We start from the raw sequence: 24180 nt of genomic DNA, 5'->3' as shown, positions 1-24180 counted from the left end.
CATCGGCTAAGGTGCGGGCTCTGCTTGTAGGAGACCCGCATGAAACGCACTGCACTGCGCGCCGTGACTGCCGCCGCGCTGCTCACCACCTGGGCGCTGGGCGCCGTCGCCCAGGCCTGGCCGCCCACCCCCACCGTGATTGCCCACCGGGGCGCCTCGGCGCTGCGGCCAGAGCACACGCTGGCCGCCTACCAGCAGGCCATTGACGACGGCGCCGACATCATCGAGCCCGACCTCGTCATCACCAAGGACGGCGTGCTGGTGGCGCGGCACGAGAACGCGATTGCCATCCTGGGCGCCGACGGCTCGGTGAAGGAAGCCACCACCGACGTGGTGGACCGCCCCGAGTTCGCCGCGCGCAAGGCCACCAAGACCATCGACGGCCAGGCCATCACCGGCTGGTTCACCGAAGACTTCACGCTGGCCGAGCTGAAAACCCTGCGCGCCCGCGAGCGCATCCCCGCGCAGCGCCCGGCCAACGTGGCCTATAACGGCCAGTTCGAGGTGCCCACCTTGCAGGAGGTGATCGACCTGGCCAAGGCGGCGACGGCCAAGACCGGTCGCACCATCGGCATCTACCCCGAGACCAAACACCCCACCTACTTCCAGTCCATCGGCCTGCCGCTGGAGGCGCCGCTGCTGGCCGCGCTGGAGAAGAACGGCTGGAACCACAAAGATGCGCCCTTGTTCGTGCAGTCGTTCGAGGTCAGCAACCTGCAGGCGATCCGCAAGCTCAGCAGCGTGCGTCTGGTGCAACTGGTGGCGCCTTCGGGCCGGCCGTATGACTTTGTGGCGCAGGGCGCGGCCAACACGCGCGCTTATGCCGACCTCATCACGCCCGAGGGCCTCAAGCAGGTGGCCACCTATGCCAATGCCATCGGCCCCTTCAAGACGCTGGTGGTGCCGGTCAAGGATGGCGTGCCGGGCGAACCCACCCCGCTGGTGGCGCGCGCCCGCGCCGAAGGCCTGGGCGTACACATCTGGACGCTGCGGCCCGAAAACGCCTTTCTGCCCTCCGGGCTGAAAAAGGCGCCCGCCACCGATGGCACCGTGCGCGGCGACAGCGTGGGTGAGATCACGGCCTATCTGCGCGCAGGCATCGACGGCTTCTTCACCGATGACCCTGCCGTGGGCCGAGCTGCCGTTCAAGCATTCACAGCGACGAAGTGACGGGTGCCGGGCGCGGCTTGCCCGGCGCGGAGCGTGCCCCCTGGCGCAACCCCAGTTGCCGCGCCTTTTCCACCCACTGCGCCAGCCGCTCGGTGCTGGCGCTGCGCACCGGGCCAAAGCTGTGCACCTGCACGGGGCTGATGCCGCAGAACTCCAGGATGGCCTTCTTCATCTGGTGGTGCCCCGGCATGCGCGTGACCCAGCGAAAGTACCAGGGCGGCGAGTCCATGGTCACCAGCAGCTCGGCCGACCGGCCGGCCAGCAGCTTGTCCCACAGTGATGAGCCTTTGCGGTACTTGAAGGCATAGCCGGGCAGCAGCACGCGGTCGATAAAACCCTTGAGCAGCGTGGGCATGGCGCCCCACCAGATCGGATAGACCCACACCAGATGGTGCGCCCAGGTGATGTCGGCCTGCGCGGCCAGCAAATCGGGTTCTAGAGGCTGGGCAGCGCCATAGCCCTGGAACAGGGGGTTGAAGGTCAGCTGACCCACGTCCAGAAACCGCACCTGCGCCCCTGCGCGCCGGGCGCCCTCGGCATAGGCACGTGCCATGCCTGCGCACAGGCTCTCGGCGGTGGGGTGGCCCAGGATGACCAGAATGTTTTGTTGCTCTGCCACAGACGCTCCATCACGGTGTTGTTGATGGCGCCATGGTCACCCTGCCCCACGGGGCAGAGTCAAGCGGTCAGGTCAAGTCGCGGTGAATCTCGCAGCGCCCGCCGTGGTAGCTGCACCAAATTGCGCGGGGTTGTGCGCCGGAGGTGCCACCGCCAGTGTGGAGGGCGCAGCGCAGGCTTCGGGTGCCACGGGCACGGCCAGCGTGTCGCAGGTGTGCAGCTCGGCTTCCAACAGCGCCAGCTGTGCGTCCAGCGCTGACAGGCGCGCCAGCTCCTGCGCCACGGCGGCCCGCCGCCGGGCCACCAGCTGGGCCATGCGTTCCCAGCCTGCAGCGGTGTCGATGTGGGGCAGGCCATCCAGCTCCGACAGCCGAAAACCCAGCGCCTGGGCCTGGCGGATCAGCAACACGCGGGCTACATCGGCCTCGCCATAGTGGCGGTAGCTGCCTGCGCGCGCCACCGTGCCCAGCAGGCCCCGGGCCTCGTACAGCCGGATGGCCTTGGGCGTGGTGCCGGTGCGTTGGGCGAGTTCTCCGATGCGCATTGGGTGTCCTGGTAGGAGAGCAAAATACTATCAAATTAATAGCTATTGGCGCTTATCCATTAAGCGCTAGGTGCCAATTTGGCTCAAATTTTTCATGGGTGGAGCCTGGTTGAGGCTTGTCAAGGGCTGCTGGCCCCGATGCTGCACGATAAGCTGCTGCGCTCTGATTCCACCTTCCGCCCGCGCCCGCCATGCCCCAGTTTGCCGCCAATCTGAGCCTGATGTACACCGAGCTGCCGTTTCTGGACCGCTTTGCCGCTGCGGCGCGCGACCGGTTCACGGCGGTGGAGTTCTTGTTTCCCTACGCCTTCGAGCCCGCCGAGGTGGCGGCCCGGCTTGCGGACAACGGCCTGCAGCTGGTGCTGTTCAATGCCCCGCCTGGCGGCACCGACCGCAGCCGCATGGCGGCGGCGTGGGACCAGAACGCGCGCGGCACCGCAGCGCTGCCTGGGCATGAGACCGAGTTCCGCGCGGGCGTGCAAGAAGCCCTGCGCTATGCCGAGGTGCTGGGCTGCCCGCGCATCCACGTGCTCTCGGGCATCGTGCCGCCCGGCGTGGAGCGCGAATCCCTCAAGGACCTGTGCGTTGGCAACCTGCGCTGGGCGGCGGCCGAGGCTGCGCGCGCGGGGTGCGACATCCTCATCGAGCCCATCAACCTGCGCGACATGCCGCGCTACTTTCTGAACCGGCAGGATCACGCGCACGAGCTGCTCGATGCGGCGCAGGCCCCCAACCTCAAGGTGCTGATGGACCTCTACCACTGCCAGATCGTGGAAGGTGACGTGGCCACCAAGCTGCACCAGTACCTGCCCACGGGCCGGGTGGCGCATGTTCAGATTGCCGGTGTGCCCGGGCGCCACGAGCCTAACCGGGGGGAGCTGAACTACCCTTTCCTGTTCGAGATGCTGGATGCTCTGGGCTACAGCGGCTGGGTGGGGTGTGAATACCGCCCGGAGGCCGATACCTCGGCCGGTCTGGCGTGGCGGGACCGGGCGCTGGCGGAGTCTGCAGCGGATTCCTAGGCGCAATTGCCCCGCGCCTCCAGTCCGCGCAATTGCGTAAGGGAATGCGTGAATAAATGTAACAAGACTCTGGCCGTAGATTCAAAGCAGACCGGCCCAGCTGGTTTTGTGCATTTGTATTCACCCGCAGGAGACATTCCCCATGGCAGCATCCCTGGCCAACAACCGTTCCGTCGCGCGCCAGGTCACGCTGACCGCCATTGCGCTGGTGGCCCTGGTGCTGGTGCTGGTGGGGCTGGCCATTGCCGTGCTGACCGAGCGCAGCACCCGCGCCCTGGTCGCCTCCAGTGTGGGCGACACCGCGCAGAGCGTGGCGCAGTCGCTGGACGCCGCTGACAACACCAACCGCGAGCTGGTGCAGCTGACCATGAAGGGCTTTCAGCGCTACTTCGAGGCCACCATGCAGCTCGACGAGGCCACGGGCGAGCTGCGCAGCTACGGTGCGCTGGTCAACGAGGACTATGGCTCGGTCGATAAATTCGCCAGCGAGACCGGCGGCATCGCCACCGTGTTCGCCAAGAAGGGCGATGACTTCGTGCGCATCACCACCTCGGTCAAGAACGAACAGGGCGCGCGCCAGCAGGGCACGCCGCTGGGCAAGGACGACCCGGCCTATGCCACCGTGTCCAAGGGCGAGCCCTACACCGGAGTCACCGTGGTGGGCGGCAAGCCCTTCATGGGCCACTACCTGCCCGCCAAAGACGCTTCGGGCAAGGTGATTGCGCTGCTGTTCATCGGCAACGACATCAGCGTGTTCCACGCCATGCTGCAAAAGCAAGTCACGCAGACCAAATTCTTCGAGCATGGCGGCACGTACGTGATCAACCCCGGCACCTCGCTCGACAAGGCGGTGTTCGTGTACCACCCCACCGCACGCGGCAAGCGTGTGCTGGAGGCCTACCCCCAGGCCCGCCCGTTTTTTGAAGCCTTGGCCGCATCGCCCGATGGCTTTGTTCGTGAAGCCGCCGCCGTGTTGGGCGCAGGCGCCGAAGACCCCTGGGCCCTGGTGCGCAAGACCGGCGGCGGCTGGTGGGTGGTGGCCGAGGTGGCGGATGGCGAGGCCATGGCCAGCCAGCGCCGCGTCACGCTCGCCGTGTGGGGCTTGATGGCGGTGGCCGTGGTGCTGCTGGCCATCGGCCTGTTCCTCATGCTGCGCCGGGGCGTAAGCCGCCCGCTGCAGGACCTGACCCAGGCCATCACCCTGGTAGCGCAGGGCGACCTGACCGAAGAATTCCGCACCACGCGGCGCGACGAAATCGGCGCGCTGGTGCAGGAGGTGGAAGGCATGCGCCAGCGCTACACGCAGATGCTGCAGCAGGTGCGAACGGCGGTGGACAGCATCACCACTGCCAGCGCCGAGATCGCCAGCGGCAACCAGGACCTGTCGGCCCGCACCGAGGCCACGGCCAGCAGCCTCGCGCAGACCGCGCAGAGCATGGAGCACCTTACCTCCACGGTACGCCAGTCAGCCGACGCCGCGCGCCAGGCCAACCAGCTGGCCAGCACCGCCGCCGCCGTGGCCGCACGCGGTGGCCAGGTGGTGGGCGAGGTGGTCACCACCATGGGCGACATCAACCAAAGCTCGCGCAAGATTGCCGACATCATCGGCGTGATCGATTCCATTGCGTTCCAGACCAACATCCTGGCATTGAACGCAGCGGTGGAAGCCGCCCGCGCAGGTGAACAAGGCAGGGGCTTTGCCGTGGTGGCCAGCGAGGTCCGCAGTCTGGCAGGGCGCAGTGCCGAGGCCGCGCGCGAGATCAAGGCGCTCATCGGCGCCTCGGTGGAGCGGGTGGAATCGGGCGCACGCCTGGTGCAGAACGCGGGCACCACCATGGACGAAATCGTGGGCTCGGTCAAACGCGTGGGCGACATCATTGGTGAGATCACAGCGGCATCGAGCGAGCAGTCCGATGGCATCGGCCAGGTCAACACTGCCGTGAACCAACTGGACCAGATGACACAGCAGAACGCTGCCCTGGTGGAGGAATCCGCTGCCGCAGCCCAAAGCCTGCGGGAGCAGGCCTCCCGCCTGGCGGGGGCGGTGCAGGTTTTCAAGCTCTCGCGGGCCGAGGGCGCGTCCGGTGGCGGTATCGGCTACACCCAGCGTGCGGTCCTGGCCGCGCCCATGGCACAAACGGGCGAGGGCGAGGCGGTGCACGCCCCCGGCAGTGGCGCGCGCGCACCCGCCCAGTTGCAATAGCCCACTGCACCCGACCAATCGGCTGTGCGGCGGGGGCACGTGGTCATCTGGCGGTTTGCGGTCTGCAGACCTTCGTTTATGCTGATCTGAAACCCCCCACCACACAGCCCACCCCCATCCATGGCCGCCCACGTTCCCACCATGCTGGTCATGATCATCGTGAGTTCGCTCATGATGGCCGCCTCCATGGCTGTGGTGGGCTGGGGGCGTCGGCGCGATGGCCTGGGGCGGTGGGCGGCCGCCCTGATGGTCAATGCCGTCGGGCATTTGCTGATCATGCTGCGGGGCCTGGTGCCGGATGTGGTGTCCATCGTGCTGGGCAACCTGCTGCTGTCCTGCGTGTTTGTGGGGATGATCGCCGCAATCTACCAGTTCCAGGGGCGCCCGCCACGGTGGCTGCTGCTGCTCACACCGTCGGCGCTGGTCACGTGTTTTGTCATCGTGTTTATCGACAACTTTCCGGCGCGCGCGAGTTTTGTGGGCCTGGTCATCGGGCTGCAGGCCGTGTGGGCTCTGGTAGCGGCCCTGGAGCGCCGCCATGCCACCGTGGGGCGCGGGCAGTGGCTGCTGGTGGCAGGGCTTGGCCTGGAGGCCCTGGTGCTGGGCGGCCGCGCGCTGCTGGCCTTGGGCGAAAGCCAGACGGCCACCAGCATCCTCCAGGGCAGCCTGCTGCAGACGCTGACTTTCATGGCCACGTTTTCTGTGGTGCTCATCAGCTCCATGGGATTTGTGTTCATGTCACGCGACCGTGCCGACGAGATCAACCGCATCATGGCGGCGCTGGATCCGCTTACCGGCGTGGCCAACCGCCGCTCGCTGATCGCGGCGCTGGACCGCGACGTCTCGCGCGCCGTGCGCTCGCGCGAATCCATCGCGCTCATGATGGTGGACATCGACCACTTCAAGCGGGTCAACGACCGCTACGGGCACCCCGCCGGTGACCAGGTGCTGTGCAGCGTGGTCAATGTGCTGAGCGAGCGCGTGCGGGCGCAGGACCTGGTGGGCCGCTACGGGGGTGAGGAATTCATGGTGGTGCTGCCCGACACCACGTTGCTGGGGGCCGAGCAGCTGGCGCGAGAACTGTGCAAGGCGGTGGAGGAATCGCGCTGCCGCATCCGCGCAGTGGGCGGAGCCGCGCCAGATGCAACCACCGACGCGGCCCTGGGCATTGCCGTCACGGTCAGCATTGGCGTCTTTGGCGGCCGGCTGGAGCCCGGCGACAGCTGGGACATGCTGATCGCCGCAGCCGACCGTGCGCTCTACCAGGCCAAGGAAAACGGCCGCAACCGGGTGGAGGTGTCCACCAGCCTGCGGCGCCCCGCCTCCCTGGCGGCGGCACAGGCCAATCCCGACACGCATCCTGTTTCTCGGTATTGACCCCCAAGAGGGACGCGGGACGGGCCACGCTGGGCACACCACCCGAAGAAGAGCTGCGCCCCCTGCGACAGCGCTGCCAGACTATGTCGCGGGTGTATGGATACCTGCCATGGCGCCCGCACAGGCGTTGTGTTGGAATGCTGGTTTCGGTCCACAAGATCCGCCGTATTCAGGAGAGCTGCCCATGAACGCCCGAGTCCCCCCCCACGCCCTGCAACCCGCCCTGGCCCTCGAACGGGTCAGCCAAGCCTGGGACAACGACATTGTTCGCCAGCTCACCGACTACATCGCCATCCCCGCCAAGTCGCCCATGTTCTCGCCCGATTGGGCCGAGCAGGGCCTGCTCGACACCGTGGTGCGCAACGCCGCCGCGTGGGTCGAGTCGCAGAAGGTTGAAGGCCTCACGCTCGAAATCGTGCGCCTGGAAGGCCGCACCCCCGTGCTGTTCTTTGAAATCGACGCCACCCAGGCCGGCGCCACCGATACCGTGCTCATGTACGGCCACCTCGACAAGCAACCCGAGTTCAGCGGCTGGCGCAACGACCTGGGTCCCTGGACGCCCAAGTACGAAGACGGCAAGCTCTATGGCCGGGGCGGCGCCGACGACGGCTACGCGGTCTATGCCAGCATCGCCGCCGTGCAGGAGCTCAAGCGCCAGAACGTGCCCCACCCGCGCATCGTGGGCCTCATTGAAACCTGCGAAGAAAGCGGCTCGCGCGACCTGCTGCCCTACATTGATGCACTGAAGCCCCGCATGGGCAACGTGGCGCTGGTCGTGTGCCTGGACTCGGGCGCCGGCAACTACGACCAGCTGTGGCTCACCACCAGCCTGCGCGGCATGGCCACCGGGACGCTCAAGGTCGAGATCCTTACCGAAGGCATCCACTCCGGTGACGCCTCGGGCCTGGTGCCTTCGTCGTTCCGCATCATGCGGCAGGTGCTCGACCGGCTCGAAGACAGCGCCACCGGCCGTCTCCTGCCCCAGAGCTTTCATTGCGAAGTGCCTGCCGACCGCCTGGCCCAGGCCCGCGCCACGGCGGGCATCCTGGGCGAAGAGGTGTACAAGCGCTTCCCCTGGGCGCACTACGACTGCGGCGGCTCCACCACCTTTGCATTGCCCACCACCACCGACCCGCTGCAGGCCCTGCTCAAGCGCACGTGGGAGCCCACGCTGAGCGTGACCGGCGCCGAAGGCTTCCCGGCCCTGCAGGACGCAGGCAATGTGCTGCGCCCCTACACCGCCTTCAAGCTCAGCCTGCGCCTGCCGCCCCTGGTAGATGCCGCCCAGGCTGTGCAGGAACTCAAGGCCTTGCTGGAAGACAACGCGCCCTACCAGGCCAAGGTCACCTTCCAGAGCATGAGCGGCGCCACAGGCTGGAACGCCCCCGCCACCACGCCCTGGTTCGAGCAGGCGCTCAACGCCGCCTCGCAGGCCCACTTCGGGGCACCCTGCGGCTACATCGGCCAGGGCGGCACCATCCCGCTCATGAACATGCTCAGCGAAGGCTTCCCCACCGCGCAAATGATGGTGTGTGGCGTGCTCGGCCCCAAAAGCAACGCCCACGGCCCCAACGAGTTCCTGCATGTGCCCTACGCCAAGAAGCTCACCGCCGCCGTCGCGCAGGTGATTGCAGGCATGGCACAGCAGGCGGTCGCACCTGCCGCAGCGGGCTGATAGGCGCGATCTTTTCAGCTTTCACCGTTCTTTCACACCCACGACTGACGCAAAAATGGGCATGGGCAGCCGGCACGCTCCAAGCGATGCGGCCGCTGCGTTCCGGTTTGCGCAAGTCCTCACTCCCTTCTGGCAGGCACAGATCACCATGGACAAACGCGCTTTTCTCCACGCCTGTACGGCCACCACACTGGCCGCTGCGGTACACCCTCTTGTCCATGCCCAGGCGCCTGCGGCAACGGCGGGGGTTGCCGCTCCTGGCCCGCGCCACACGCTGTTGGGCACCAACAGCGAAGGCAAGCCTGTCGCACTGACCGACTTTGCGGGCAAGGTGTGCCTGGTGAGCTTTTTCACCGCTGGTTGCGCCCTGTGCACCAACGAGCTGCGGCTGATGCGCGAGTTCTATACGAACAACCGCCAGCGCGACTTTGTGCTGCTGGGCGTGAACATGGACGAAAAAAACGCGGACTTCATGCAGTACATCGAGCTGCTCAAAGTGTCCGTGCCTGCCGAGCAGCGCTTTCCGATTGCCTGGCGCAACGCTGTGGGGCACCAGGACAGCTTTGGCACCATCACCCGCCGCCCCACGCACTATGTGCTCAACCGCCAGCACCAGCAGGTGTTGCGCCGCGAAGGCAATTTTCTGCCCACGGATTGGGACGACCTCTGGGCCTCCATCGCCTGATGCGGGTTGCGCCACGCATGCTGCGTTCGGCCCCCGCCGGGCCATGCCGTACCGCCTTTTTATGGGATTGCCTTCCTGTTCTTTCCTGGTTGAGCGATTGCCCGCTCAACAGCACCGCCCGCCATGATCTCTGACGACCCCATTCCCTCCACCCTCACCACCTTCACCGCCAGCGATGGCGAAAACCTGGCTGTGCAGGACTGGCCCCTGCCCGAGGGCGAGCCCTGCCGGGGCACCGTGCTGCTGGTGCATGGCCTGGGCGAACATGTGGGCCGCTACGACGCGGTGGCCCGCCGCCTCAACGACTGGGGTTTTGCCGTGCGGGGTTACGACCAGTATGGTCACGGCGAATCCGGCGGGCCGCGTGGCGGCCTCACTTCGGACCTGCGCCTGCTGGATGACCTGGCCGACCTGGTGGACGCCACGCGCGCCCGCATGCCCGCAGGCCAGCCCCTGGTGTTGCTGGGCCACAGCATGGGCGGGCTTGTGGCTTCGCGTTTTGTGTCGTTGAAGATACGGCCTGTGGACGCCCTGGTGTTGTCATCCCCCGCGCTGGATGCGGGCCTGGGCGCCGTGCAAAAGCTGCTGCTGGCCACGCTGCCGCGCATCGCACCCAACCTGCGCGTGGGCAATGGGCTCGATGCGCAGTACCTCTCGCACGACCCGGCCGTGGTCGCGGCCTACCTGGCCGACCCGCTGTGCCACGACCGCATCAGCGCCCGCCTGGCCCGCTTCATCGCCAACGGCGGCGCCGCCACCGTGGCCCGCGCCGCGCACTGGAGCGTGCCCACGCTGCTGATGTGGGCGGGCAGCGACAAGCTGGTCCACCCTGCGGGCAGCCGTGCCTTTGCGGCCGCAGCCCCCAAGGCCGTCGTGCATGCACACTGCTTTGAACCCCTGTTCCACGAGCTGTTCAATGAAAGCCCGGAACTGGCCGAGCCGGTGTTCGACCTGCTGCAGCAGTGGCTGGTGCGGCGCTGTCCGGCAGTGAGGTAGCCGGGTCGTCGCGGTTACCCAAAATTTGAAGCCAAAATGGCCTCCAGCGCTTATCTAGCAAGCGCTAGCAGCTATCATTTTTGTAATAATCCGCCCAGCATTCCGAACAGGTCGTCCGAGGTGCCAAACCCGCCCTGCGGCGCCTCGCCGCGCGGGCTGAGCTGGTCGATCAGGCCCGGCAGTACCTGGGCCAGCTGGCCTGCTGCAGCGCCGGGGCCCACGCCCAGTTGCGATGCGATCTGCGACAGCGGGCCGGCGCCCAGCACGTTGGACAACTGCTCACCTGAGATCGCCTGGTTCGGCCCCGCGCTCAGCCAGGACGCAATCACATTGCCCAGCCCCGCCTGCTGAAACTTGGCCATCAGCCCCGGCAGACCACCCACCGGGCCGTCGTTGCTGATCAGGGACATCACGGCCTGCACCAGCTGCGGGTTCTGCGCAGCCAGGCTGATCAAGCCGCCCAGGCCACTCCCGGCCCCACCGGCTGCAGCGGCGCCATTGCCGCCTTGCGATGCATTGTTGATAACGGCACCCAGAACGGAATCGAGCAAACCCATGGTGTTCTCCTGCAGAGGGATAAAGGACGGCGGTGCGCCGCCCCGGACGGAACCACCCATGGTACGCACCTTGGCGTCTCCTTCATGTCAACAATCGTGAATTGTGGTGCTGCGGACCCTGCCCGGCAGGGCAAGCGGCAACACGCCACCCACGGCCCGCACCACTCCCAGGCTGGTGTGTGTCGCTGAGGGGGCGCCCCGCTGCCGCGCAACTACTTGGTGCGGGGTGGGCGCTTGTCCAGCAGCGGTGCGCTCACACCCTGCACCCCCACCAGCCCCAGCACCGTGACCAGCGAGGTCTGAGCACCCTTCCAGGCGTCCGTCAGGTCAATCCATTCGGACAGCGCGTGGAACCCGCCCGTCTTGCCGCCGCCCCCGATCACGATGGCGGGGATGCCCAGCGACATCGGCACGTTGGCGTCGGTGCTGGCGCCGCCCAGCACCGTCTTGCGGCCAAACGCCGTGTTGGCGCGCACAGCCGCTTCGACAATGACCGAATCCGCCGCCGTACGGCCACCGGGCCGGTCGCCGATGAGCTTGGTCGATGCGCTCAGGGTGTTTACGCCCCAGCGTGCGTTCTCTTCGGTCACGGCGCTGTCCACGGCGGCCAGCACCTGCTTTTCGGTGGCCAGCAGCGGGGCCATTTCGTCGGAGCGGATGTCCACCGCCATGCGCGCATCGGGCGCGATGGTGTTGACCGATGTGCCGCCGCCCACGGTGCCGACGGTGAAGGTGGTCTTGGGGCTCTTGGGCGTGCGGATCTCGGCGATCTTGGCAATGGCGCGGCCCATGCCGTGGATGGCGCTGGGCACCTCGCCGAACGCGGCGTAGCTGTGGCCGCCCGGGCCCTTGAAGGTCACCTCGTGGCGGTGGCTGCCCGTGCCCAGCACCAGCACCGTGCCATCGGGCGCGGGCTCCAGCGCCACCATGCCGTCGATGTCCAGGTGTTCCTTGAAAAGGTGCTTCATGCCGCGCAGGTTGCCCAGCTCTTCCTCGCCCACATTGCCCACGAACACCAGGTCGCCCACGGTGGCGATCTTCTGGTCGTTCAGCACCTTGAGCCACGACAGCAGCACGGCCAGGCCGCGCGTGTTGTCGGAAATGCCGGGCGCATAGAGCTTGCCGTCGCGCTCTTTCACCTTCACATCGGTGCCGGATGGGAACACCGTGTCCAGGTGGGCCGAGATGACCAGCTTGGGGCCGTTGCCCGTGCCCTTGCGCAGGCCCACCACATTGCCTTCGGCATCGATAGCGGCGTTGGTCAGGCCCAGGGCCTGGAGCCGGGCCAGAAAGGCTTCGGCACGCTTTTGTTCCTTGAACGGCGGCGCCTCGATCTCGGTGAGCATGCGCAGGTCTTCGGTGGCGCGGTCGTGGTCGGCCTTCACGGCGTCAAGCAGCTGCAGGATCTGGGGCGCAGCCATGAGCTGGCCGTAGGCCTTGTCCACGGCGGGTCGCAGCGTGGTGGGTGTGGGCGCCACGGCGCCGAACTGCGCATGGGCGGCACCGGGCAGCAAGGCGGCGCAGGCGAGGGCCATGGCACCCGCAAGGGCTGTGGCACGGAAGGTATGGAGAGGGAGAGTCATGGTGATCCAGCGAAACACGAACACAAACGGAAGGGGTGACCGGCCTGTCCAGCCATCGTGGATGGAGCCGTGGGCCGGCATGCAGTGCCATGCAATTGTTGGACCGAACCCTGCCCCTGGGCTCTGCTTTAATCTGCCCAGCCGACAGTTTTTCTTACATGCGCAAACACATCCCCAGCACCCGCGCCCTGCTTGTTTTCGATGCCGTGGCACGCCACCACGGCGTAAGCAAGGCGGCCGAAGAACTCTGCCTCACCCACAGCGCCGTGAGCCAGCAGCTGCGCCTGCTGGAGGGCCAGCTGGGCCTGCAACTGGTGCAGCGCGGCGCACGCGGCTCCACGCTCACCGACGTGGGCCGCCGCTACCACGCGCAGATCGTGGGCGACCTGCTGCGGCTGCAGAACCACACACTCGAAGCCATGGCCCAGCGGCCCGATGGCGCGCGCCTGCTGGTGGGCTGCGTGCCGGTGTTTGCCGAGCGCTGGCTGCTGCCCCGGCTGCCGGCCTTCCTTGCACAGCACAAAGGCTGCAGCCTGCACTTGCAGGTGTACCCCACGCAGATCTACATGGCAGAGATTCCGTTCGACGTGGCCGTGCAGTACGACGACGCGGCCTGGCCCGGCGTGGTCCCAGCGCCCCTGATGCCCGAGGTTTGCGTGGCCGTGTGTGCCCCGCAGTCGCGCCACCGGCGTGCGACAGAGCGCGGCGATTTTCGGGCCGTGCCGCTGCTGCAGCTCAGCTCGCGCCTGGGCGCCTGGGACGACTGGCTGGGCCGCGCGGGCATCACGCGCGTGCCGGCCCACACCCTGGGCGGCCACCGCTTTGATCTGTTCTCGATGCTGGTGGAGGCGGTGCGCGCCGACTTGGGGCTAGGCCTGGTGCCCCGGTATTTTGTGGAGCGCGAACTGCAATCGGGCGAGCTGGTGCTGGCCCACCCGCACCATGACAGCGGTGCGCGGGGCTACAGCCTCTTCGTGGCGCCGGGGCGTCTGGAAGACCCTGCGGTGGCGGCCTTTGCGCAGTGGCTGCGCACCACGGTGGCCGCAGAAGGCGCTGTGGCTGAGGTGCCTTCAGACGCCGCGTGAAACGCGCTTGCGCTGCAGACCCAGCCAGGCCAGCGCCAGCCCCGTCACCACAATGGGCACCAGCGACCCGGCGTTCAGCAGCGTCCAGCCCTGGGTGGTGACCAGCACACCCGACGAGAACGCGCTCAGCGCCAGCGTGGCGTACACGCAGAAGTTGATGGCTGCCTGGGCGCGGTCCTTTTCTTCAGGGCGGTAGGCCGTCATGGCCAGCGTGGTGGAGCCGGTGAACAGGAAGTTCCAGCCCACTCCCAGGAAGAACAGCGCAATCCCAAAGTGGTGCAGCTCCACACCCATCAGCGCCACGGCCACGCAGGCGAAGTTGAGCAACACCCCCGCACCCATGATGGGCAGCACGCCAAACCGCTTGATGAGGTGGCCGGTGACAAAGCCGGGAGCGAACATGCCGATCACATGCCACTCCAGCACCAGCGCCGAGGCATCGAAGTCAAAGCCACACACCTGCATAGCCAGCGGCGTGGCCGCCATCAGCAGGTTCATCACCCCATAGCCCAGCGCAGCGCCCACAATGGCCACGATGAAGGCGGGCTGGCGCATCAGTACAGAGAGGGGGCGCCCCTGCTCGCGTTGGCCCGCAGCGTTGAGCACCACGGTTTGCACTTCGAACCGGATGGCTGCCATGCACAGCATGGACAACAGCGCCACGCCGATCAGTGCGATGTACGCGCCCGCAAACGGCACCGGGAACAGCGTGCGCGTGGCGCTGGCCAGGTTGGGGCCTGCCACGGCGCCCAGCAGGCCACCGGCCAGCACCAACGACACGGCCTTCTCGCGGTAGTCCGGGGCCGCCAGCTCGGCGGCCGCAAAGCGGTACAGGCCACCGTTGGCGCTGTAATAGCCCGCCACCAGCGTAGCGGTGCACAGCAGCCAGAAGCTGCCGCTGAACGCCGCCCAGGCACACAGCGCGGCCGATGCCACGGCCACGGCCAGCCCGATCTGGAACGACACCTTGCGCCCCCAGCGCGACTGCGTGCGCGCCACCAACGGGGTGGACAGCGCCCCGCCCACCACGTAGCCCATCACCGGCAGCGTGGCCATCCAGCCAAAGGGCGCCAGCTGCAGGCCCACCAGGCCATTGATGGCAATGAAGACAACGTTGTTGGTGAGGAAAAGGCCTTGGCACAGCGCCAGCAGCCACAGGTTCTTGTTCATGACAGGGCAGCGCCCGGGTTGGGCAAAAGGAAGGAACGAAAAGTGGGACAGCGTAGACGCAAGTCAAGGCCTGGCGGCTGTGGGGTGCGCTGCGGAGGCGGGCCACATCAAAACCCGACTGGTTTGCTCCGGAATTGTGCACCGCCGTTGATGAAGATCAGCGGATGCGTGGGGTGTCCTCATTATGGTGGCGCCCAGTGCTGTGGCCCGGCCCGGGGCCCGCGTTTGAATGTTTGTGATGGAACCCCTGAAATCGATGGAGGCGGTGCTGCCTGAAGCTGCAACCCCCGGACTGGAACTCGTCTGCCCCGCCGGCAGCCTGCCCGCCCTGAAGGCCGCTGTGGACCACGGCGCCAACTGCGTCTACCTGGGCCTGCGCGACGCCACCAATGCGCGCAATTTTGCGGGCCTCAACTTTGACGAGGCCGCCATCGCCAACGGCATTGCCTATGCGCATGGTCGCGGCTGCAAGGTCTTCATGGCGCTCAACACCTACCCGCAGGCGGCCAACCCGGGGCCGTGGCGCAGCGCACTGGACAAGGCGGTGGACCTGGGCGTGAACGCGGTCATCCTGGCCGACCCCGGCCTCATGCACTACGCGGTGCAGCACCATCCCCGGCTGCGCCTGCACCTGTCGGTGCAGGGTTCGGCCACCAACTACGAGGCCATCAACTTCTACCGCCAGCAGTTCGGCATCGTGCGCGCCGTGCTGCCGCGCGTGCTGTCGATGGAGCAGGTGCGCCAGGTCATCGATCGCACGCCGGTCGAGATCGAAGTCTTCGGCTTCGGCAGCCTGTGTGTGATGGTCGAGGGGCGCTGCGCACTGTCGTCGTACGTGACCGGCGAATCGCCCAACACGCACGGCGTGTGCTCTCCGCCCAAGGCCGTGCGCTGGGTGGAGACGCCGCAGGGCCGCGAGTCGCGCCTGAACGGCGTGCTCATCGACCGCTATGCGCCCGGCGAGAACGCGGGCTACCCCACACTGTGCAAGGGCCGCTTCGATGTGGGGGACGACGAGAACTACTACGCCATCGAAGAGCCCACCAGTCTCAACACGCTGGAGCTGCTGCCCCAGCTGCTCAAGATGGGCGTGCGCGCCATCAAGATCGAAGGCCGCCAGCGCAGCCCCGCGTATGTGGCGCAGGTCACCCAGGTCTGGCGCGAGGCCATGGACCAGTGTCTGGCCCACCCCCACCGCTACGCGCCCAAGACGCGCTGGATGGCCAGCCTGGACCAGGTGGCAGAAGGCCAGCAGCACACGCTGGGTGCCTACCACCGCCCCTGGAAATGAAATGATCAGGCGACAACCCCCTGAGCCGCTGCGCGGCTTCCCCCTTCTCTCTACGCGCTTCGCGCTAGGGGAAGGGGGACAACGCCAGCGCACGCCAGCGAAGCGCCGCATACGCGGCTTGGCGGCCCTTGCGCGGCGTCCCCTGGCCCGGATCGCGCCAGATCGAAGGTCGGTGCGCCGCTTTGAATCCGAAATATCACGATGAAACCCCGGAGACCGCCCCATGAAACTCTCTCTCGGCCCGCTGCTGTACTACTGGCCCCGCGACACCGTGTTCGCGTTCTACGAGGCCATGGCCGCCACGCCCGTGGATGTGGTGTACCTGGGCGAGACGGTGTGTTCGCGCCGCCATGAATTGCGCCTGGCCGACTGGCTGGCGCTGGCGCGCATGCTGCGGGGCGCGGGCAAGGAGGCGGTCTTGTCCAGCCAGGTGCTCATCGAGTCCAGCGCCGACGTGGGCGTGATGCACAAGATCACGGGCAACGGCGAATTTCTGGTCGAGGCCAATGACATGGGCGCCGTGAGCTGTCTTGCGCGCGCACCCGCCGGGCCGCAGGCCTTTGTGGCCGGGCCGCACCTGAACCTCTACAACGCGCACTCGCTGCAATGGATGGCGCAGCAGGGCGCCACGCGCTGGGTGATGCCGCTTGAAATGTCGCAGGACGCGCTCGCTGCCGTGCTGGCGCAGCGGCCCGCAGGTTTGGAGACAGAGGTGTTTGCTTACGGACGCATGCCGCTGGCCTATTCGGCACGCTGCTTTACCGCACGCCACCGCAACCTGCCCAAGGACGACTGCCAGTTCAGCTGCCTTGACCATGCTGACGGACTGCCGCTGCGCACGCGCGAGAGCGAGGGCTTTCTCGTGCTTAACGGCACGCAGACCCAGTCGGCCCGCGTCTACAACCTGGCCAACGAACTGGTGGCGATGCAGGCCCAGGGCGTGGACGTGGTGCGCCTGAGCCCGCAGGCCCAGCACATGCCGCAGGTGATCGCCGCGTTTGACGAAGCCCGCCGCGCAGTGGTTGCGAAAGAGACTCCTAAAAAGACCCCCGACTTTGTGGAGCGCATGCAGCCCTTCATGCCCGATCTGCCCTGCAATGGCTACTGGTTCGGGCGCCCGGGCCTGGAGCAGGGGCTGCAAGGGGCAGCGCGTGGTGCTGCCGCGCGGCCTGCGATGCATCCATAACGCGAAGCGAATCACCGCATGTACCCCGGCGAACGTTTCAACAGCATCAGCCACCTGGTGGGCGCCCTGCTCGCCATGGCAGGCACGGCCGTGCTCATCACCCTTGCTGCACGCCTGGGCGATCCGTGGAAGGTGGTGGCGTTCAGCATCTACGGCGCCATGCTGGTGGCGCTGTACGCCGCCTCCGCCGCGTACCACAGCGTGCGCCGACGCACCATCAAGGCCGTGCTGCAAAAGCTGGACCACTGCAGCATCTACCTGCTGATTGCGGGCAGCTACACGCCGTTTGCGCTGGTGTCGCTGCGCGGGCCCTGGGGCTGGTCGCTGCTGGGCGTGGTGTGGGGCCTGGCCCTGCTGGGCATTGCGCAGGAGATCTGGTGGGCGCGGGGTGCACGCGTGCTGTCGCTGGTCATCTATGTGCTCATGGGCTGGCTGGCGCTGGTGGCCGTGGTGCCGCTGTGGCAGGCGCTCACGCCAGCCGGGTTTGCCTGGCTGCTGGCGGGCGGCGCCTGCTACACGCTGGGCATCGTCTTTTATGCACTGGACCACCGCGTGCGCCACGGCCACGGGCTGTGGCACCTGTTTGTGCTGGCCGGCAGCGTCTGCCATTTTTTCACCGTTTTTTTCTACGTGGCCTGAGGGCCCGTCTTCTACCAATGGCTGCTTTCCCTTCTTCGCCCACGCCTGCCGCGAACCAACGACAAGTGCCGCCGCCCGTGGGGGCTTTGCTGGCGCGCCTGCCCGCCTACCCCGGCTCGATGCTGCTGGTGACGGCGCTCAACCTGGCGCTCGCGCGGCACCTGCCCGATGACGTGGGCCGCTTGTTGCTCCACAAGAAGATGCGGGTGCAAGTGCGCGATGCGCGCCTGGCCTTTGACTTTGCCTGGACAGGCCAGCGTTTTGCACCCCACGCCCCGCTGGTGGCCCCAGCGGTGGCCGACGTGACGCTGAGCGCCACGGCCCACGACTTCCTGCTGCTGGCCCAGCGCCAGCAAGACCCCGACACGCTGTTCTTCAGTCGCCGGCTGTCGATGGAGGGCGACACCGAGCTGGGCCTGGTGGTGAAGAACGCGCTCGATGCCATCGAGCTGCCGGTGCTGGACCCGCGCCAGTGGGCGCAGAGGCTGGCGCCGCGCGAGGTGCTGGGCCACCTGCGGCGCCGCCTGGACCCCACACCACGCAACGGAGGATAAGCATGGCCACCAACACCGATCCCCAGAACCACCCCTTGGTCTATTCCTGTTCGGGCTGCTCCAGCGCCGCCCAGCTGGCCAACCAAGTGGCGCTGCAGCTCGACCGGCGCGGCGTGGCCGAGATGTCGTGCATCGCCGGGGTGGGTGGCGATGTGCCGCACCTCATGAAAACCGTGCGCTCGGGCCGGCCCATCATTGCGCTCGACGGCTGCCCGCTGGTCTGCGTCAAAAGCACGCTCGCGCGCCACGGCATCGCGGCCGACCGGCATTACCAGCTGCAGCAATACGGTGTGAAAAAACGCGCGCACGAAGACTTCGACCCCGTGCAGGCCGCACTGGTGCTGGAGCAGGTGGAGGCCGATCAGCAGGCGCAGCCCTTGGTTCGCTCTGCCGCCATGGAGCCCTCGCATGGCTGATGCTGCCCACACCCGCCGCATCATCGTCGCGATCTCGGGCGCCAGCGGCGCCGTGTACGGCGCGCGCCTGCTGCAGGTGCTGCAAGGCCAAAGCGGCATCGAGACCCACCTGGTCGTCTCCGACGCCGGCTGGCGCAACCTGCAGCACGAGCTGGACATGGACCGCCCCGCCGTCGAGGCCCTGGCCCACCGCGTGCACGACGTGGCCAACGTGGGCGCGGCCATCGCCAGCGGCTCGTTCCAGTGCCATGCCATGGTGGTCGCGCCCTGCTCCATGCGCACGCTGGCTGCCATAGCGCATGGGCTGGCTGACAACCTGCTCACGCGTGCGGCCGACGTGGCCCTCAAGGAGCGCCGCCGCCTGGTACTGATGGTGCGCGAGTCGCCCCTGCACCTCACGCACCTGCGCAACATGGTGGCCGTGACCGAGATGGGCGGCATCATCTGTCCGCCGCTGCCCGCCTTCTACCTGCGCCCGCAGACCGTGGGCGAGGTGGTGGACTACAGCGTGGCGCGCGTGCTCGACCTCATTGATGTGCCGCACGCCCTGGCGCCTCGGTGGCAAGGTCTGGAGCTGAATGCTCCTTAATTGATAGCTGTTTGCGCTTGTTGGAAAAGCGCTAGCGGCCAATTTCATTCAAATTCTGGACCTGATATGGCCTACCGCGACCTGCGCGACTTCATGGCCCAGCTCGAAGCCACGGGCGATCTGCGCCGCGTGGCGGAGCCGGTTTCGCCCCACCTTGAGATGACAGCGCTGAGCGACCGTGTACTGCGCGCCGGAGGGCCAGCGCTGCTGTTCGAGCAGCCCATGGGCCACACCATGCCGGTGCTCACCAACCTGTTTGGCACCACAGACCGCGTGGCGCGCGCCATGGGTGTGGCCAACCTGCGCGGTGTGCGCGCCCTGGGCGAACTGATGGCCACCCTCAAGGAGCCCGAGGCGCCCAAGGGCTTCAAGGACATGCTGGGCATGGGCCAGCTGCTCAAGACCCTGTGGAACATGGCGCCGCACACCGTGGCGCGCGGCGCACCCTGCCAGCAAGAGGTGTGGGAAGGGCCCGATGTCGACCTGGCCCGCCTGCCCGTGCAGCATTGCTGGCCCGGCGACGTGGCCCCGCTCATCACCTGGGGCCTGACCATCACGCGCGGGCCGCGCAAGGCGCGGCAGAACCTGGGCATCTACCGCCAGCAGGTGCTCTCGCGCAACCAGGTCATCGTGCGCTGGCTGGCCCACCGGGGCGGGGCGCTGGATTTTGCCGACCACTGCGCCGCCCACCCCGGCCAGCCCTACCCCGTGGCCGTGGCGCTGGGGGCCGACCCGGCCACGCTGCTTGGGGCCGTCACGCCTGTGCCGGATTCTTTAAGCGAATACCAGTTCGCAGGTCTGCTGCGCGGCGCACGCACCGAGGTCACGCCCGCGCTGGGCGTGCCCCTCTCGGTGCCCGCCACCGCCGAGATCGTGCTCGAAGGCCACATCCAGCCCGACGCGAGCCACCCGAGCGGCTGGCAGCACGCGCTGGAAGGCCCTTACGGCGACCACACCGGCTACTACAACGAATGCGCCGAGTTCCCCGTCCTCACCGTGGACAGCATCACACTGCGCAAGGACCCGATCTACCACAGCACCTACACCGGCAAACCCCCCGACGAGCCCGCCGTGCTCGGCCTGGCCATGAACGAGCTGTTCATCCCCCTCTTGCAAAAGCAGTTCCCCGAGATCGTGGACTTCTACCTGCCGCCCGAGGGGTGTAGCTACCGCATGGCCGTGGTCAGCATCCGCAAGGCCTACGCGGGCCACGCGCGGCGCGTGATGATGGGCGTGTGGAGCCACCTGCGCCAGTTCATGTACACCAAGTTCATCGTGGTGGTGGATGCGGATGTGAACGTGCGGGATTGGAAGGACGTGATCTGGGCCATCACCACCCGCATGGACCCTGCCCGCGACACCCTGCTGGTGGAGCACACGCCGATTGACTACCTGGACTTCGCCTCGCCTGTGAGCGGGCTGGGCAGCAAGATGGGGATGGATGCGACGAATAAGTGGCCGGGCGAGACGCAGCGGGAGTGGGGCCGTCCCATGGCCATGGACGCCGCCGTGCAGGCGCGCATGGACACGCTTTTCACAGCGCTGGGCCTTTGACACCTCCGTGCACCAAGGCGGTGCTGCGCACCCCAGTCACGTAGAAGACAAGCACGCCCCGCGTTGTTTGCGACGATGTGCCAGCCCCGACAAAGAGGGCTCTGCACCGGCACCCGCGGATGCCGCGATGCAGCAAGGTGCACATCCCAAGGAGACAACGGCAATGCAGCAGCACCAGCCCGGCAGCATGATGGACCGGCCACTACTGGTTTCGGCCATCCTCGAGCATGGCGAGAACCAATACGGCGACCAGCAGATCGTCTCGCGCGATACCAATGGCAGCCTGCACCGCTACCGCTTTTCAGACATGGCCCGGCGCGCCCGGCAGCTGGCCAACGCGTTGCAGGCGCTGGGCCTGCGCCCTGGCTGCGTGGTGGGCTCGCTGGCCTGGAACAACCACCGCCACCTGGAGGCGTACTACGCCGTGTCGGGCAGCGGCATGGTCATGCACACCTGCAACCCGCGCCTGCACCCTGAGCAGCTGGCCTACATCGTCAACCACGCCGACGACGAGGTGGTGCTGTTTGACACCACCTTTGCACCGCTGGTGCGCGCCATTGCGGCGTCGTGCCCCCGCGTACGGCACTGGGTGGCGCTGTGTGATGCCGAAATGCTGGGCACCATCGACCTGCAAGGGGTGCCCGGGGTAGAGGCCTACGAGACACTGCTGGCCGGCCAGCATGACCGCTTTGAGTGGCCCGAATGTGATGAAAAGACCGGCGCAGCGCTGTGCTACACCTCGGGCACCACCGGCAACCCCAAGGGCGTGCTGTATTCGCACCGGGCGCTGGCGCTCAGCGCCCTGTCGGCCTGCATGCCGGGCGTGCTGAGCATCAGCGCGCGAGAGACCATCCTGCCCGTGGTGCCCATGTTCCACATCAACGCCTGGTGCCTGCCCTATGCGGCTTTGATTGGCGGGGCCAAGCTGGTGCTGCCCGGCCCGCGCCTGGACGCTGCCAGCCTGTACGAGCTGATGGAGTCCGAGCGCGTCACCGTCAGCGCGGGTGTGCCCACCATCTGGATGGGCCTCATCCAGCATGTGGAGCAGCACGGGCTGCGCTTTACCACCATGCGGCGCACGGGTGTGGGGGGCTCGGCCATGCCCAAGGCGCTGATCGCCAAGTTCAACGACGAGTACGACGTGGAGGTGCGCCACGGCTGGGGCATGACCGAGACCACGGCCATCGCCACCATGAGCGTGCTGGGCGCTGCCGATGCCGAACTGCCGGCCGAAGACCGCCATGCGCTGGTGGCCAAGCAGGGCAAATCGGTGTTTGGCATCGAACTCAAGCTCGTGGATGAAAACGGCGCCAGCCTGCCGCGCGACGGCGTGGCGCAGGGCGAGTTGATGGTGCGCGGCCAGTGGATCGTGGACCGGTACCACAAGGCCGAGCGCTCGGCGCTGGCCGATGGCTGGTTCCCCACCGGCGACATCGCCACCATCAGCCCCCAGGGCGTGGTGCAGATTCGCGACCGCACCAAGGACGTGATCAAGTCGGGCGGCGAGTGGATCAGCTCCATCGACCTGGAGAACGCCGCCGTGGCGCATCCGGCGGTGGCCATGGCGGCTGTCATTGGCGTCAAGCACCCCAAGTGGGATGAGCGCCCGCTGCTCTTCATCGTGCGCAAGCCCGGCCAGGCGCTCGACAAGGCGCAGATCCTGGACTTCCTCGCAGAGCGTGTTGCCAAGTGGTGGCTGCCCGACGAAGTGCTGTTTGTCGAGAGCCTGCCCCTGGGCGGGACCGGCAAGGTTCAGAAAAACGAGCTGCGGCAACGCCATGGCTCGGTGTTCGGCGGCGATTGACATCGCCCCGCATTGACGCAGTTCCTACCCACCCACCCCACGGAGACACCCATGAACACGGTTCCCAGGAAATGGCCTCATCAATGGCTTCAGGCCGGCGCCTGCGCCGCAGCGCTGGTGATGGCGGCACACGCCGGCGCGGCCGAGACGGTAAAGATCGGCTTCATCGACCTGCTGTCCGGCCCTTTTGCGCTCACCGGCCAAAGCTCGCTCAACCAGCTGCGCGAAGTGGTGGCGCAGGTCAATGCCAAGGCCGGGCCCAACGAGCCCAAGTTCGAGGTGATGGACTTTGACAACAAGGGCACGCCGCAGGAGAGCCTGAACGCGCTCAAGGCTGCCACCGACCGGGGCGTGCGCTACATCACCCAAGGGGGCGGATCGGGGGTGGCCCTGGCGCTGGTGGACGGGCTCAACAAGCTCGCCGAGCGCGACCCGGAGCGCGCCACCGTGTACCTCAACTACGCCGCCATGGACCCGCAGCTCACCAACGAGCGCTGCAGCTTCTGGCACTTTCGCTTCTATCCATCGAGCGAGATGAAGATGGAGGCGCTGACCACCTACCTGCAAGGTCGCAAGGACGTGAAGCGCGTGTACCTGCTCAACCAGGACTACACCCACGGCCGCCAGGTCTCCAAGGCCGCCAAGGAATACCTGGCGCGCAAGCGGCCCGACATCGAAATCGTGGGCGACGACTTCATCCCCATCGCGCAGACGCGCGACTTTGCCCCCTATGTGGCCAAGATGGCCGCCGCCAAGGCCGACACGGTCATCACCTCCAACTGGGGCAGCGACCTGACACTGCTGTTCAAGTCCTCGCGCGACTATGGCCTGAACATCAACTACTTCACGCTCAACGCCAACAACCCCGGCACGCCCGCGCAGATCGGGCCCTGGGGCGAGGGCAAGGTCGGGGTGATCTGGAACTGGGTGCACAACGCCCCCACCCCCGATCTGGAAAAGATCTACGTGGACTACAAGAAGAAGACCGGCGACGACTTTGTGTTTGCGGCCCACTGGAACAGCATGCACATGCTGCGTGCAGCCATGCGCAAGGCCCAGTCCACCGATGCGAAGAAGGTGGCCTTTGCGCTGGAAAATATGACCTACAAGAGCCCCATGGGCGAGGTGCGCATGCGCAAGACCGACCACCAGCTCGAAGCGCCGCTGTACCTGGGCATCTGGGCCAAGCAGGGCAGCAAGGGCGTGAAGTACGACGCGGAGAAGACCGGCTACGGCTTCCGCTCCGAAGTGGCCTGGGACAACTACATCAGCGCCCAGCCCACGTCCTGCCAGATGAAGCGGCCGTCCTGAGCGCCGCCCGCGCTGGCAGCGCGGCGCGGGTTGAGAGCGGCTAACAAGACTCAGCGAAGCGCCCTGGCTAAGGATGTCCTGAATAGCTCGAATTCATGAGTGCTACAGAGCAAATGTTTTCAGATAACGCGATGGCTACCGTTTTGCCATT

22 protein-coding genes are annotated in these 24180 nt (G+C 67.1%); 17 read left to right on the top strand and 5 right to left on the bottom strand.

The window, feature by feature from the left end; translation table 11 throughout:
* Window positions 1-39: 39 nt before the first annotated feature.
* Entirely contained in the window at window positions 40-1170 is a 1131-nt protein-coding gene (locus ACT89O_RS24465) for a glycerophosphodiester phosphodiesterase (RefSeq protein WP_487261455.1), read from the top strand.
* On the opposite strand, the gene ACT89O_RS24460 is transcribed toward ACT89O_RS24465, so the two are convergent.
* Window positions 1154-1789 carry an NAD(P)H-dependent oxidoreductase gene (locus ACT89O_RS24460; protein WP_487261454.1) on the bottom strand — a complete coding sequence of 212 codons (636 nt, stop codon included), beginning with the start codon at window positions 1787-1789 and terminating at the stop codon, window positions 1154-1156. The two genes, ACT89O_RS24465 and ACT89O_RS24460, sit on opposite strands and share 17 nt — an antisense overlap.
* Window positions 1790-1861: 72 nt before the next feature.
* Window positions 1862-2332: a MerR family transcriptional regulator gene (locus ACT89O_RS24455; protein WP_487261453.1), complete on the bottom strand. Its 471-nt coding sequence runs from the start codon at window positions 2330-2332 to the stop codon at window positions 1862-1864.
* 191 nt (window positions 2333-2523) lie between these two features.
* Between ACT89O_RS24455 and otnI the strand changes: the two genes are divergently transcribed.
* The 6 genes from otnI (at window position 2524) to ACT89O_RS24425 (ending at window position 10290) form a co-directional block, all read left to right on the top strand.
* Window positions 2524-3354, top strand: a complete 831-nt coding sequence (otnI, locus tag ACT89O_RS24450) for a 2-oxo-tetronate isomerase (RefSeq protein ID WP_487261452.1) — start codon at window positions 2524-2526, stop codon at window positions 3352-3354.
* A 142-nt stretch (window positions 3355-3496) separates the two neighbouring features.
* Complete coding sequence (locus ACT89O_RS24445; protein ID WP_487261451.1) at window positions 3497-5557, top strand: methyl-accepting chemotaxis protein; 2061 nt, start codon at window positions 3497-3499, stop codon at window positions 5555-5557.
* Window positions 5558-5677: 120 nt separating this feature from the next.
* Window positions 5678-6934 carry a GGDEF domain-containing protein gene (locus ACT89O_RS24440; protein WP_487261450.1) on the top strand — a complete coding sequence of 419 codons (1257 nt, stop codon included), beginning with the start codon at window positions 5678-5680 and terminating at the stop codon, window positions 6932-6934.
* 184 nt (window positions 6935-7118) lie between these two features.
* Window positions 7119-8609, top strand: a complete 1491-nt coding sequence (locus ACT89O_RS24435; protein WP_055401400.1) for a M20 family metallopeptidase — start codon at window positions 7119-7121, stop codon at window positions 8607-8609.
* Window positions 8610-8757: 148 nt separating this feature from the next.
* On the top strand, window positions 8758-9294 hold the full coding sequence (locus tag ACT89O_RS24430; RefSeq protein WP_487255979.1) for a peroxiredoxin family protein: 537 nt from the start codon (window positions 8758-8760) through the stop codon (window positions 9292-9294).
* A 123-nt stretch (window positions 9295-9417) separates the two neighbouring features.
* Window positions 9418-10290, top strand: a complete 873-nt coding sequence (locus ACT89O_RS24425; RefSeq protein WP_487261449.1) for a lysophospholipase — start codon at window positions 9418-9420, stop codon at window positions 10288-10290.
* Window positions 10291-10364: 74 nt separating this feature from the next.
* Here ACT89O_RS24425 and ACT89O_RS24420 read toward each other — a convergent pair whose 3' ends face one another.
* The gene (locus ACT89O_RS24420) at window positions 10365-10847 is read right to left on the bottom strand and encodes a YidB family protein (RefSeq protein WP_487261448.1); all 483 of its coding nucleotides are present in this window, start codon (window positions 10845-10847) and stop codon (window positions 10365-10367) included.
* Between the two features lie 212 nt (window positions 10848-11059).
* A complete protein-coding gene (locus ACT89O_RS24415) occupies window positions 11060-12430 on the bottom strand; it encodes a M20/M25/M40 family metallo-hydrolase (protein ID WP_487261447.1) in 1371 nt (456 codons plus the stop codon).
* Window positions 12431-12588: 158 nt separating this feature from the next.
* Here ACT89O_RS24415 and ACT89O_RS24410 point away from each other — a divergent pair, with 158 nt between their 5' ends.
* The gene (locus tag ACT89O_RS24410; protein WP_487261446.1) at window positions 12589-13515 is read left to right on the top strand and encodes a LysR family transcriptional regulator; all 927 of its coding nucleotides are present in this window, start codon (window positions 12589-12591) and stop codon (window positions 13513-13515) included.
* Here the strand turns inward: ACT89O_RS24410 and ACT89O_RS24405 are convergent.
* The gene (locus tag ACT89O_RS24405; RefSeq protein ID WP_487261445.1) at window positions 13501-14685 is read right to left on the bottom strand and encodes an MFS transporter; all 1185 of its coding nucleotides are present in this window, start codon (window positions 14683-14685) and stop codon (window positions 13501-13503) included. The genes ACT89O_RS24410 and ACT89O_RS24405 overlap by 15 nt on opposite strands.
* 256 nt (window positions 14686-14941) lie before the next feature.
* Between ACT89O_RS24405 and ubiU the strand changes: the two genes are divergently transcribed.
* The 9 genes from ubiU (at window position 14942) to ACT89O_RS24360 (ending at window position 24029) form a co-directional block, all read left to right on the top strand.
* Complete coding sequence (gene ubiU / locus ACT89O_RS24400; protein ID WP_487262906.1) at window positions 14942-15976, top strand: ubiquinone anaerobic biosynthesis protein UbiU; 1035 nt, start codon at window positions 14942-14944, stop codon at window positions 15974-15976.
* Between the two features lie 223 nt (window positions 15977-16199).
* A complete protein-coding gene (locus ACT89O_RS24395) occupies window positions 16200-17162 on the top strand; it encodes a U32 family peptidase (RefSeq protein ID WP_487261444.1) in 963 nt (320 codons plus the stop codon).
* 18 nt (window positions 17163-17180) lie between these two features.
* Window positions 17181-17801: a PAQR family membrane homeostasis protein TrhA gene (gene trhA, locus ACT89O_RS24390; RefSeq protein ID WP_487261443.1), complete on the top strand. Its 621-nt coding sequence runs from the start codon at window positions 17181-17183 to the stop codon at window positions 17799-17801.
* Between the two features lie 17 nt (window positions 17802-17818).
* Window positions 17819-18355, top strand: coding sequence for a ubiquinone anaerobic biosynthesis accessory factor UbiT (gene ubiT, locus ACT89O_RS24385; RefSeq protein WP_487261442.1), 537 nt, complete (start codon window positions 17819-17821; stop codon window positions 18353-18355).
* 2 nt (window positions 18356-18357) lie between these two features.
* Complete coding sequence (locus tag ACT89O_RS24380; RefSeq protein WP_487261441.1) at window positions 18358-18771, top strand: putative zinc-binding protein; 414 nt, start codon at window positions 18358-18360, stop codon at window positions 18769-18771.
* On the top strand, window positions 18764-19360 hold the full coding sequence (locus ACT89O_RS24375) for a UbiX family flavin prenyltransferase (RefSeq protein WP_218300775.1): 597 nt from the start codon (window positions 18764-18766) through the stop codon (window positions 19358-19360). The genes ACT89O_RS24380 and ACT89O_RS24375 overlap by 8 nt, the downstream gene beginning before the upstream one ends.
* Before the next feature lie 66 nt (window positions 19361-19426).
* On the top strand, window positions 19427-20914 hold the full coding sequence (gene ubiD / locus ACT89O_RS24370) for a 4-hydroxy-3-polyprenylbenzoate decarboxylase (protein WP_487261440.1): 1488 nt from the start codon (window positions 19427-19429) through the stop codon (window positions 20912-20914).
* 163 nt (window positions 20915-21077) lie between these two features.
* Window positions 21078-22718 (top strand): long-chain-fatty-acid--CoA ligase, encoded by a 1641-nt coding sequence (locus ACT89O_RS24365; RefSeq protein ID WP_487261439.1) that lies wholly within the window; start codon window positions 21078-21080, stop codon window positions 22716-22718.
* Window positions 22719-22769: 51 nt separating this feature from the next.
* Window positions 22770-24029 (top strand): branched-chain amino acid ABC transporter substrate-binding protein, encoded by a 1260-nt coding sequence (locus ACT89O_RS24360; RefSeq protein WP_487261438.1) that lies wholly within the window; start codon window positions 22770-22772, stop codon window positions 24027-24029.
* Window positions 24030-24180: the final 151 nt, after the last annotated feature.

The sequence above is a fragment of the Acidovorax sp. NN32 genome, assembly GCF_057597245.1.
The sequence above is the reverse complement of the archived record's forward strand: the minus strand, read 5'-3'. Positions and strand labels throughout refer to the sequence as shown.

What these genes read in the sequence shown, in the direction of transcription:
- ACT89O_RS24465 (WP_487261455.1), top strand. Translation starts at nt 40, where the DNA reads ATGAAACGCACTGCACTGCGCGCCGTGACTGCCGCCGCGCTGCTCACC.
- ACT89O_RS24455 (WP_487261453.1), bottom strand. Translation starts at nt 2,332, where the DNA reads ATGCGCATCGGAGAACTCGCCCAACGCACCGGCACCACGCCCAAGGCC.
- otnI (WP_487261452.1), top strand. Translation starts at nt 2,524, where the DNA reads ATGCCCCAGTTTGCCGCCAATCTGAGCCTGATGTACACCGAGCTGCCG.
- ACT89O_RS24445 (WP_487261451.1), top strand. Translation starts at nt 3,497, where the DNA reads ATGGCAGCATCCCTGGCCAACAACCGTTCCGTCGCGCGCCAGGTCACG.
- ACT89O_RS24440 (WP_487261450.1), top strand. Translation starts at nt 5,678, where the DNA reads ATGGCCGCCCACGTTCCCACCATGCTGGTCATGATCATCGTGAGTTCG.
- ACT89O_RS24435 (WP_055401400.1), top strand. Translation starts at nt 7,119, where the DNA reads ATGAACGCCCGAGTCCCCCCCCACGCCCTGCAACCCGCCCTGGCCCTC.
- ACT89O_RS24430 (WP_487255979.1), top strand. Translation starts at nt 8,758, where the DNA reads ATGGACAAACGCGCTTTTCTCCACGCCTGTACGGCCACCACACTGGCC.
- ACT89O_RS24425 (WP_487261449.1), top strand. Translation starts at nt 9,418, where the DNA reads ATGATCTCTGACGACCCCATTCCCTCCACCCTCACCACCTTCACCGCC.
- ACT89O_RS24420 (WP_487261448.1), bottom strand. Translation starts at nt 10,847, where the DNA reads ATGGGTTTGCTCGATTCCGTTCTGGGTGCCGTTATCAACAATGCATCG.
- ACT89O_RS24415 (WP_487261447.1), bottom strand. Translation starts at nt 12,430, where the DNA reads ATGACTCTCCCTCTCCATACCTTCCGTGCCACAGCCCTTGCGGGTGCC.
- ACT89O_RS24410 (WP_487261446.1), top strand. Translation starts at nt 12,589, where the DNA reads ATGCGCAAACACATCCCCAGCACCCGCGCCCTGCTTGTTTTCGATGCC.
- ACT89O_RS24405 (WP_487261445.1), bottom strand. Translation starts at nt 14,685, where the DNA reads ATGAACAAGAACCTGTGGCTGCTGGCGCTGTGCCAAGGCCTTTTCCTC.
- ubiU (WP_487262906.1), top strand. Translation starts at nt 14,942, where the DNA reads ATGGAGGCGGTGCTGCCTGAAGCTGCAACCCCCGGACTGGAACTCGTC.
- ACT89O_RS24395 (WP_487261444.1), top strand. Translation starts at nt 16,200, where the DNA reads ATGAAACTCTCTCTCGGCCCGCTGCTGTACTACTGGCCCCGCGACACC.
- trhA (WP_487261443.1), top strand. Translation starts at nt 17,181, where the DNA reads ATGTACCCCGGCGAACGTTTCAACAGCATCAGCCACCTGGTGGGCGCC.
- ubiT (WP_487261442.1), top strand. Translation starts at nt 17,819, where the DNA reads ATGGCTGCTTTCCCTTCTTCGCCCACGCCTGCCGCGAACCAACGACAA.
- ACT89O_RS24380 (WP_487261441.1), top strand. Translation starts at nt 18,358, where the DNA reads ATGGCCACCAACACCGATCCCCAGAACCACCCCTTGGTCTATTCCTGT.
- ACT89O_RS24375 (WP_218300775.1), top strand. Translation starts at nt 18,764, where the DNA reads ATGGCTGATGCTGCCCACACCCGCCGCATCATCGTCGCGATCTCGGGC.
- ubiD (WP_487261440.1), top strand. Translation starts at nt 19,427, where the DNA reads ATGGCCTACCGCGACCTGCGCGACTTCATGGCCCAGCTCGAAGCCACG.
- ACT89O_RS24365 (WP_487261439.1), top strand. Translation starts at nt 21,078, where the DNA reads ATGCAGCAGCACCAGCCCGGCAGCATGATGGACCGGCCACTACTGGTT.
- ACT89O_RS24360 (WP_487261438.1), top strand. Translation starts at nt 22,770, where the DNA reads ATGAACACGGTTCCCAGGAAATGGCCTCATCAATGGCTTCAGGCCGGC.